The organism is Acidiferrobacteraceae bacterium (genome assembly GCA_037388825.1).
Taxonomy (GTDB): domain Bacteria; phylum Pseudomonadota; class Gammaproteobacteria; order Acidiferrobacterales; family JAJDNE01; genus JARRJV01.
In genome coordinates this window covers 1-5783 of the sequence record JARRJV010000092.1, presented here as the reverse complement: position 1 = coordinate 5783, position 5783 = coordinate 1, and the positions used below count along the sequence as shown (strand labels likewise).

Here is a 5783-nt window from a genome sequence, read left to right as displayed (position 1 = left end):
GCCTGCTGGATTACCCTATCACGGAACTGGCGGGTAAAACGCTGGGAGTGATTGGTTATGGTGTGTTGGGCCATGCCGTGGCGCAGGCGGCGCAGGCCTTCGGTATGCAGGCGATCATCGCCGAACATAAGGGACAGTCACCACGCGCGGGCAGGGTGGCCTTTGAGGATGTATTGCGCCAGGCGGATGTTATTACCCTGCATTGTCCATTGACCCCATCGACCCAGGGCTTGATCGGTGCCGCTGAGCTGGCCATGATGAAACCTGCGGCACTTCTCATCAATGCCGCTCGCGGTGGCATTGTGGATGAACAGGCACTGGTGGATGCATTGCAACGCAAGGCCATTGCCGGTGCCGGCGTGGATACCCTGACAACGGAGCCGCCACAGCAGGGCAATCCCTTGCTTGAAGTGATGCTGCCCAATTTAATCGTTACCCCACACATTGCCTGGGCCAGCCGCGAATCGCGCCAACGGTTGCTGGATGATGTGGAGCAAAATATTCGCGCCTACAGGGAAGGCAAGTCCCGCAATGTGGTTAGTGTTTAATGCGAGCCTTGTTATTTTACAAACTCGCTGGCCTCGAAATTGTCTGGCAACAGCTGTAGTACCTTTATATAGGCGGCTCTTGCGGCATCATGATTGCCCAGTCGTTGCTGGGCCCGTGCCAGATACACCAGCACCGTGGCGTCGCTGGGATAACGTTCATGCACCGCCTGGGCATGCTTGGTCGTCGGTGGCGATTCCGGTTGTCGACGGGCGACTTGCGCTGGGTACCTGGCAGGGCCTGTATCTCTGGGAACATCGCCACGCCGGCGGTGAGCGCAGCGTTGTCGTACACATCGGTCCATGAAACCGGTTCAAGATCAGGAAGCATGGCCCCGATCCGTGGCCGAGGCCAGGGTCGTGCAGGAAAAATTGCGCGATCGGGTTATTACGGAGCACCGTCGCCGGCGAATCCGGACTGTGGCCGGCGCCGACGTAGGCTTCGAGCAAAACGGTGCCGTGGCCCGTGCCGCGGTTGTGGTGCTCGATTTTCCCTCACTCGAGCTTCTTGAACATGCCGTCGTTCGACGCAAGACGCGTTTCCCCTATGTCCCGGGCTATCTGTCGTTCCGGGAAGTACCGGTGGTTCTTGCTGCCCTCGCACGGCTGAAGCGCAAACCGGACATCATCCTCTGTGACGGGCAGGGCTATGCCCATCCGCGCCGATTTGGTCTGGCCTGTCACCTGGGGGTTGTTACGAATCTGCCCACCATCGGTGTGGCCAAGTCACGCCTGATCGGAACCCATGAACCGGTGCCACCGGAAAAGGGCGCCTGGGTGCCCCTGATGGATGGCGACGAACAGATCGGAGTGGTCTTGCGCACACGTACAGGGGTTGCACCCCTGTACGTGTCAGTTGGCCATCGTGTTGGTCTGGAGCAGGCGATCGAAATTGTATTGGCCTGCACGCCGAAGTACCGCCTGCCCGAAACCACGCGCCAGGCTCACCGATTGGCGTCAGGCTAGGCTTCGCCCAGGGGAAGGTCGACCACGGTCTTCCAGTCGGACACCGCCAGCGCCAGGCGCACCAGTTGCAGTCGCGTGAGGGTGAATTCCACCGGCAGGTCCTGGTGAATCTTCGGGCCGATGGCGACCTTGGTCTTGCGCGGAACGAGACCGTACAGCAGGCTGATGTGTGGACGGAACGCGGTCTCCGGCTTCACGCTGAACTCCTGCGCTGCCTGGTCCCGGGCCTGGCTCAGCGCGTCAGTGGTCTCCAGCTTCAGGTAGAAGGAACGGAAATAGTAAGGTTCCATGACCATGCGTACGGCGCGCACCGGCATGGGCTGCAGGGCGCGGGCCAGGGATTCCATGCGCTCACCAACGGTTTCCGCCTTACCAATGATGCTTTCCAGCAGGGTGACGTGGGGCGCGAACGGCGGTCCCCCGTACTCGGCACGCAATCGTTCCAGAATGTCGGAAAATCGTTCGCTGCTGTCCTCGTCAGGCACAAGCCAGATGGCATAGCGGGCGATTGATGAAGAGTTAAGCGGTTCCATGCGGTTCCGTTATCATTTTGCAGAACAGCTTAGCCCATTTTGCGACCCGGCGTCAGGCGCCGGGCCCGTTGACCGGAGCGCGGAGGGTCAGGGGGTGATGGGTAGATAGTCCAATGGACGCACCTGCTCATGCAGTTTTTCGTCCGCCAATCGCGCGATCTCGCATTCCTTGCCGGGGACCTTGAGCAGGGTCTCCAGGTCCCGCGCCGCCTGAACCGGTCCGGGTGCATGATTATTCAATTCCATCAAGGCCACCCTGGGGCGAAGACGGCGGGCACGATTCATCGCGAGGACGATGCCTGTTTCGCCGCTGAGCAACTCCACTACGCTCCCGAGGGGATAAATCCCGATGCAGCGAACAAATTCTTCCACCAGCATGCGGTCAAAGCGTGTCCTGCGATCGCGGTAGAGGAGCTTCAGGGCCAGATGTCCCGGCAGGGCGCCACCGGGGTTGTGCCAGCAAGTGAGTTGTTCGTAGGTATGGACGATGGCAGCGATACGGCCATAGCGGGAGATATCGGTTCCCGAGAGGCCGCGTGGATACCCGCTGCCGTCGAGAAATTCATGGTGCTGGCGTACAAACTCCTCTGCCGCCGCGGGGACATTTCGCACGCCCGCCAGAATACTCAGCCCATAGTCCACGTGACGCATACGGAGTTTTTGTTCGTGTTCGCTCCCGCTCGACGCGGCGACCACGGCGGGGGCGAGGCGAGTCATGCCGATGTCGTGCAGCAGCGCCCCCAGTGCGAGGGCCTCCAGTTCGGAGACCTCCATTCCCAGGTGGCGGCCAAAGGCGAGGGTAAGGATCGCGATGCGAACCCCATGGACCGCCAGCCGGTCCGGCCCGTTGCGCACCAGCGACATCCAGATCATTGGGTCCGGATTTCGCACGATCCCGTCACGGATCTCGGTGAGTGCGTCGTACAATCTGTCGATGTCCACGGCCCGTCCCCGTTGGGCCGCCGTCATGGCCCGGGAGGTGGCGGTGTAGGCTTGTGCATAGGCGCTGCGGGCATGGGGCAGTTCCTGTTCCAGGCTGCTCCGGTCCGGGTACCGCAGATGGCTGGAATCGGGCTGCATGAAGTGCCGCAGCATCTCCAGCTCCAGTTCCGGCCGGTCGAAGCTTACCCGCGCCTCTTCGGCAGACGGTCTTCCGTCATACAGGTTCCGGTCCGGTGCCTCGATGTACACATATTCGCAGTGTTCGCGCAGCTGACTGAGGCGGTCATCGCTGTCGATGACGAACGAGTTCACACCAAGGGGGGTTTCCAGCCACGGGCGATCCAGGCCGCAAACATGCATGCCCATTGCCAGATCGGCGACGCGGACCTTCATTCTCATGGTCAACCCCGAATCGAATTTCCCCCCTGAAAAAATTGCAAGAATCGAGCCATTCCGGCGCTTGGCGCGGGGTCGTGAGGTAATGCCTACAAAATAGCTGTGTTTTCAGCTTGTTGCCCCGACCCCGGTCCTTGTAGGCTCCCGATACCGTGGACAAAAATTCGTCAGCAAGTAACCGCGACCCGGCCCAATATCGTCTGGTTGAAACCGGTCTGCAGGAACGTCTGGGCAATGGCACGACCCGGTGCCATCTGTGTTTGTGGCGCTGCAAGATCGGACACGGCCAACGGGGGTTCTGTCAGGCCCACGTAAATCGGCACGGGACCCTGTACAACCTGTCCTACGGCATTCTTTCCGCCATCGATGTAGGGCCCATCGAGGCCAAACCCGTACGCCACTTCCATCCGGGGACCCGCGTGCTGTCCGTCGGCAGCTACGGCTGCAATTTCCGCTGCGGCGGTTGCCACAATCTGGAGATCTCCTGGGGTACCGAGGCGCTGGACGAACTCGCCCGCGGTCAATCCAGGGCCGCCTACGTGGAGCCGGCTTCCCTGGTGGCCTTGGCCCTTCGGCAGGGCGTGCAGGGGATTGCCTTCACCTACTCGGAGCCGGCGGTGTGGCTGGAGTATGTGCTGGATGTATCCAGACTGGCCCATGAAGCTGGCCTGTATACCGTGTATGTCTCGAACAGTTTCGTCACGGACGAAGCGCTTGCGCTGATGGCGCCGGAAGTGGATGTGCTCTGTTCGGACATCAAGAGCATGGACGACGATTTCTACCGGGAGATCTGCAGACCGGCATCGGTGTCCCAGGTGCTGAACTCGATCGCCAAGGCGCAAGACCTCGGCATTCACGTGGAGACACGGACCAACATCATTCCCGGACGAAACGACGACCCGGAAATGTTGAAAGCTATTGCTGGCTGGATACGCGACCACCTGGGCTCCGAAAGCCCATGGCATATCACCCGCTTCTTCCCGGCGTACAAACTGAGCCACTTGCCGGCGACGCCGGACGAATCCCTTTGGCAAGCCCACGAGATTGCGCGCGAGGCGGGCCTGCAGAATGTCCACGTCTACGACGACAAGGGCTGCGATTGCGCCGGAGAGAATCTCCCCGTTTCTGCCTGGCTCGATGCCGATCCGGAGGCGGTACACGGCGTGAAGAAATGCTCTGCCTCCTGCTGTGGGGACGACGGCGTGGTATTGAAAAAATACGAGCGTGCTGATGCCTAGCCGCAGGGGGCGCCTGCTGCTTCTGCTGCCCGACGGCAGCTATCGCAACGATGATTTTCTCGATGCTGCGAAACGGCTGAATCTCGACGTTATTCAGGCGCAGAACCACTGTGGTCCACTGTCCCGCCACTGGGGCCGCGATGAACTCGTGGCCCTCGACTTCTCCGATCCGGCGGCTGCCGCCGAAACGGTGAGAGAGGCCCTTGCCGGTTCCCCGCCGGATGCGGTCATCGGTGTGGATGATGCGGGGGTTGAGGCGGCTGCGGCCATTGCCTCGGCCCTGGGTCTTCGCGCCAATTCTCCGGCTGCGGTTTCCCGTCTGCGAAACAAGGCGATGTTCCGCCGCCTGCAGGCGGAGAGCGGATTGCCCCATCCCGGCTTCCGCCTGCTTGAGCCGGACGACGATTCGAGCGCCGCTGCTCCGGTCCTGAACTTTCCGCTGGTGGTGAAGCCCCTGCGGCTCTCCGGCAGTCGTGGTGTCATGCGCGTCGACTCCGCGGCGCAATTGGCGCAAGCAGTAGAGCGAGCCCGGGAGATTCTTCGTCGCGCGAACACGCGACTACGGGAACGGCAGTTGTTGCTCGAGGACTTTCTTCCCGGCAGGGAAGTTGCGCTGGAAGGCCTGTTACACGAGGGTCGTCTGCGGGTCCTGGCTGTGTTCGACAAGCCCGATCCCCTGGACGGCCCCTGTTTTGCCGAAACGATCTATGTCACGCCTTCCTCCCTGCCGGGTACGCTACAGGAGGAGTTGCAGATCCAGGTAGAGAAGGCCTGTGCGGCGGCGGGCCTGCATCGTGGCCCGGTCCATGCGGAAGCGCGAATCCACAACGACTCTGTTACCCTGCTGGAAGTCGCACCAAGGACCATCGGCGGCCTGTGCGCGCGTACCCTGCGGCATCGAATCGGCATGAGCCTGGAAGAACTGGTGATTCGTGACGCCATGGGTCTTGTTGCCACGGGCGGTCCGGTGGATCCGCGACCCTCGGGGGTGATGATGATTCCGGTTCCACGGTCCGGGGTCCTGCGCGCGGTCGACGGGGTGGAAGCGGCCCGTACCGTTGCAGGCATAGAGGAAGTGATCATTACCGCGCATGCAGGGGAGGTGCTGGTGCCCTTGCCGGACGATTCAGTCTATGTTGGGTTCCTGTTCGCCCGCGGCGACA

At 61.7% G+C, this 5783-nt stretch carries 8 protein-coding genes; 5 read left to right on the top strand and 3 right to left on the bottom strand.

Annotated elements, in window-relative coordinates; translation table 11 throughout:
• Positions 1–548: NAD(P)-dependent oxidoreductase (locus P8X48_12110; GenBank protein MEJ2108049.1), on the top strand; the 548-nt coding region annotated here is incomplete at its 5' end.
• Positions 549–559: 11 nt separating this feature from the next.
• Here the strand turns inward: P8X48_12110 and P8X48_12105 are convergent.
• A complete protein-coding gene (locus tag P8X48_12105) occupies positions 560–712 on the bottom strand; it encodes a tetratricopeptide repeat protein (protein ID MEJ2108048.1) in 153 nt (50 codons plus the stop codon).
• 23 nt (positions 713–735) lie between these two features.
• Between P8X48_12105 and P8X48_12100 the strand changes: the two genes are divergently transcribed.
• Together P8X48_12100 and nfi are read left to right on the top strand one after the other, a co-directional pair.
• Entirely contained in the window at positions 736–852 is a 117-nt protein-coding gene (locus tag P8X48_12100; protein ID MEJ2108047.1) for a YjbQ family protein, read from the top strand.
• A gap of 35 nt (positions 853–887) precedes the next feature.
• On the top strand, positions 888–1511 hold the full coding sequence (nfi, locus tag P8X48_12095; protein MEJ2108046.1) for a deoxyribonuclease V: 624 nt from the start codon (positions 888–890) through the stop codon (positions 1509–1511).
• Here nfi and P8X48_12090 read toward each other — a convergent pair.
• The gene (locus P8X48_12090) at positions 1508–2044 is read right to left on the bottom strand and encodes a 2'-5' RNA ligase family protein (GenBank protein ID MEJ2108045.1); all 537 of its coding nucleotides are present in this window, start codon (positions 2042–2044) and stop codon (positions 1508–1510) included. The genes nfi and P8X48_12090 overlap by 4 nt on opposite strands.
• 87 nt (positions 2045–2131) lie before the next feature.
• Positions 2132–3385, bottom strand: a complete 1254-nt coding sequence (locus P8X48_12085; protein ID MEJ2108044.1) for a DUF3391 domain-containing protein — start codon at positions 3383–3385, stop codon at positions 2132–2134.
• Positions 3386–3534: 149 nt separating this feature from the next.
• Between P8X48_12085 and amrS the strand changes: the two genes are divergently transcribed.
• Together amrS and P8X48_12075 are read left to right on the top strand one after the other, a co-directional pair.
• Complete coding sequence (gene amrS, locus P8X48_12080) at positions 3535–4620, top strand: AmmeMemoRadiSam system radical SAM enzyme (protein ID MEJ2108043.1); 1086 nt, start codon at positions 3535–3537, stop codon at positions 4618–4620.
• Positions 4613–5783 (top strand): ATP-grasp domain-containing protein (locus tag P8X48_12075; protein ID MEJ2108042.1); only part of this gene is annotated, 1171 nt, incomplete at its 3' end. The genes amrS and P8X48_12075, both read left to right, overlap by 8 nt.